Consider the following 3,607-nt stretch of genomic DNA (forward strand, 5'->3'; position numbering starts at 1 on the left):
ACGCCGTCTGCGTTTCTCCGGCCCTAAGACATCAATCATCTGTACTCCAATGACTAGTCTAAAAACTAGTATTAAGACTATCACTTATTTAAGTGATACTGGTTGTCTGGAGATTCAGGGGGCCAGTCTAGTGATGACGCTGTAGAATTTTTCACGTGCCACAGAATTTTGAACGCTTTCTCTTACAATATTTCAATGTTTCTATCAGTATTCACCGGAAGAAGTCATCGACCAAATCATCCCAGTCGTCTCGCACCACTGACCATTCATGGTTGACATGTGGTGGAAATCCGCTTCTACAGTAACCATTTTTTATTCGCAAAACCGAACACGCCATACGGATAGCTGTTAACTGGCATGCCGAGGCAGTTGTTATTTATATTTAGTTTTGTTAATAATCTTTATTTTTTGTAAAAGGCAAATATAAATTATTCTCATTATTGTTTGTATTTGTGTATTGTCTTGCCGGTTAACATGATCGGAGATTAGTAATATGCGAATAACCACTCTGGCTTCCGTAGTCATTCCCTGTCTCGGATTTTCAGCCAGCAGCATAGCTGCTGCAGAGGATGTGATGATTGTCTCGGCATCCGGCTATGAGAAAAAGCTGACTAACGCAGCCGCCAGTGTTTCTGTGATTAGCCAGGAGGAATTGCAGTCCAGCCAGTACCACGATCTGGCGGAGGCTCTGAGATCAGTAGAGGGTGTGGATGTTGAAAGTGGTACGGGTAAAACCGGTGGGCTGGAAATCAGCATCCGAGGAATGCCAGCCAGTTACACGCTGATACTGATTGATGGTGTTCGTCAGGGCGGAAGCAGTGACGTGACTCCCAACGGTTTTTCTGCCATGAATACCGGGTTCATGCCCCCTCTGGCCGCCATTGAGCGTATTGAGGTTATCAGGGGGCCGATGTCCACACTGTATGGCTCTGATGCGATGGGCGGTGTGGTGAATATCATTACCAGAAAGAATGCAGACAAATGGCTCTCTTCCGTCAATGCAGGGCTGAATCTGCAGGAAAGCAACAAATGGGGTAACAGCAGCCAGTTTAATTTCTGGAGCAGTGGCCCCCTTGTGGATGATTCTGTCAGCCTGCAGGTACGCGGTAGCACACAACAGCGTCAGGGCTCATCGGTCACATCACTGAGCGATACAGCAGCCACGCGTATTCCTTATCCCACGGAGTCACAGAATTATAATCTTGGTGCACGTCTTGACTGGAAGGCGTCGGAGCAGGATGTGCTCTGGTTTGATATGGATACCACCCGGCAGCGTTATGATAACCGGGATGGGCAACTGGGGAGTCTGACGGGGGGATATGACCGGACCCTGCGCTATGAGCGGAACAAAATTTCAGCTGGCTATGATCATACTTTCACCTTCGGAACATGGAAATCGTATCTGAACTGGAACGAGACAGAAAATAAAGGTCGTGAGCTCGTACGCAGTGTACTGAAGCGCGACAAATGGGGGCTTGCCGGTCAGCCGCGGGAGCTTAAGGAATCGAACCTTATCCTGAATTCATTACTGCTTACCCCTCTGGGAGAATCTCATCTGGTTACGGTGGGGGGCGAGTTTCAGAGCTCGTCCATGAAAGACGGAGTTGTCCTTGCCAGCACAGGTGAAACTTTCCGGCAGAAAAGCTGGTCGGTATTTGCTGAGGATGAGTGGCATCTCACGGATGCACTTGCGCTGACTGCGGGCAGCCGCTATGAACATCATGAGCAATTCGGGGGACACTTCAGTCCGCGTGCATATCTGGTCTGGGATGTGGCAGATGCCTGGACGCTGAAAGGCGGTGTGACCACGGGATATAAGGCACCCAGAATGGGGCAGCTACATAAAGGGATTAGTGGTGTGTCCGGGCAGGGAAAAACAAATCTACTTGGTAACCCCGACCTGAAGCCGGAAGAGAGCGTCAGTTATGAGGCTGGGGTGTATTACGATAACCCCGCCGGTCTGAATGCCAATGTCACAGGTTTTATGACTGACTTCTCCAACAAGATTGTCTCTTATTCCATAAATGATAACACCAATAGCTATGTAAACAGCGGAAAGGCCCGGTTGCACGGTGTGGAATTTGCCGGCACATTGCCGCTGTGGTCAGAGGATGTCACGCTGTCACTGAATTACACCTGGACCCGAAGTGAACAACGTGATGGTGATAACAAAGGTGCGCCGCTGAGTTATACCCCTGAACACATGGTGAATGCGAAACTGAACTGGCAGATCACCGAAGAGGTGGCATCATGGCTGGGTGCCCGTTATCGCGGGAAAACACCACGTTTCACCCAGAATTATTCGTCACTGAGCGCTGTACAGAAGAAAGTGTATGATGAGAAAGGAGAATACCTGAAAGCCTGGACGGTGGTGGATGCAGGTCTGTCCTGGAAGATGACGGATGCCCTGACGCTGAATGCTGCGGTGAATAACCTGCTCAACAAGGATTACAGTGACGTGAGCCTGTACAGTGCCGGTAAGAGTACGCTGTATGCCGGTGATTACTTCCAGACGGGATCATCAACAACAGGATATGTGATACCTGAGCGAAATTACTGGATGTCGCTGAACTATCAGTTCTGATAATAACAAAACGCTATCACTGACGGTAGAATACGTTGCCACTGCAACTCCTGGCGGAACAGTGGCACGTATTAGGTTAAGTGCATTTCCGATCCGCTAATGAGATTTCGTTACCAACAACTAATATCGTCACAGGAAATGCACGGATTATTTTTAACTTATCATTTACATACTTGTCCAGAGTGTAAGCGCACCGTGAAGGACGTGGGGTAAAAATTAGTTTACAGAGAGAGTGACGTTCCAGGGCAACAACTCTTTCATGCGGTTGGCAGGCCAGGTGTTGATTACACTGATCACGTGGCGTAGCCACGTTTCCGGCTCGATTCCGTTAAGTTTTGCAGCTACCGATCAGGCTGTACATCACTGCCGCACTATCGCTCGTCATCTCAAAGTCCGGTCTCGTCAGCAGGAAGGTATCATTCTCTCCCGCCATTTTTCCGGGGGCCCGGTCAGATAAGTCCCTTTGTCTATCGCTGACTCCTGGCTCATAACCCGGTTAGCAGAATGCAGGGGCACCACCTCGCCACGACCGAATCCGGATAAGTCAATTGCACCTTCTCAATCGCCATTTTGTCACAATTAAGTTTGATAAAGCAGGTCACCTCTGCACTGAATCTGCTCCAGTGCCTCATTGGTCTCCGTCCTCCCCTTTAAACTGCCGGATAAGACTGCTGCACGTAAGCGGCTCGCCAGAACCGTATTGATATTTACTGAGAGGTCAGATTGAAGTGGCACACTGAATTTGGCCACCTGAACAGAGGTGATATGCTCACCTCAGAACAACACAGGTGCTCCAATGAAAAAAAGAAATTTTAGCGCAGAGTTTAAACGCGAATCCGCTCAACTGGTTGTTGACCAGAAATACACGGTGGCAGATGCCGCCAAAGCTATGGATGTTGGCCTTTCCACAATGACAAGATGGGGCAAACAACTGCGTGATGAGCGTCAGGGCAAAACACCAAAAGCCTCTCCGATAACACCAGAACAAATCGAAATACGTAAGCTGAGGAAAAAGCTACAACG

At 49.0% G+C, this 3,607-nt stretch carries 3 protein-coding genes and 1 pseudogene; 2 read left to right on the forward strand and 2 right to left on the reverse strand.

Translation table 11 applies throughout. The annotated features are described in order from the left end of the window. Window positions 1–372 precede the first annotated feature (372 nt). On the reverse strand, window positions 373–555 hold the full coding sequence (locus tag BHE85_RS28235) for a hypothetical protein (protein WP_032324551.1): 183 nt from the start codon (window positions 553–555) through the stop codon (window positions 373–375). On the opposite strand from BHE85_RS28235, the gene iha reads away from it, so the two are divergent. Beyond that, window positions 494–2,584: a bifunctional siderophore receptor/adhesin Iha gene (gene iha, locus BHE85_RS12185; RefSeq protein ID WP_001223350.1), complete on the forward strand. Its 2,091-nt coding sequence runs from the start codon at window positions 494–496 to the stop codon at window positions 2,582–2,584. The genes BHE85_RS28235 and iha overlap by 62 nt on opposite strands. A gap of 216 nt (window positions 2,585–2,800) precedes the next feature. On the opposite strand, the pseudogene BHE85_RS12190 reads toward iha, so the two are convergent. Next, window positions 2,801–2,951: pseudogene (locus BHE85_RS12190) on the reverse strand (transposase domain-containing protein); the annotation flags it as partial. A 429-nt stretch (window positions 2,952–3,380) separates the two neighbouring features. On the opposite strand from BHE85_RS12190, the gene BHE85_RS12195 reads away from it, so the two are divergent. Next, window positions 3,381–3,607, forward strand: a 227-nt coding sequence (locus tag BHE85_RS12195; RefSeq protein ID WP_069673482.1) for an IS3 family transposase, incomplete at its 3' end; no start/stop codon positions are given.

The sequence above is a fragment of the Shigella sp. FC1567 genome, assembly GCF_001743015.1.
GTDB classification, from domain to species: Bacteria; Pseudomonadota; Gammaproteobacteria; order Enterobacterales; family Enterobacteriaceae; genus Escherichia; species Escherichia coli.

Bases quoted from the DNA above. Each gene is read 5' to 3' on its own strand.
- iha (WP_001223350.1), top strand. From the start codon at position 494: ATGCGAATAACCACTCTGGCTTCCGTAGTCATTCCCTGTCTCGGATTT.
- BHE85_RS28235 (WP_032324551.1), bottom strand. From the start codon at position 555: ATGCTGCTGGCTGAAAATCCGAGACAGGGAATGACTACGGAAGCCAGA.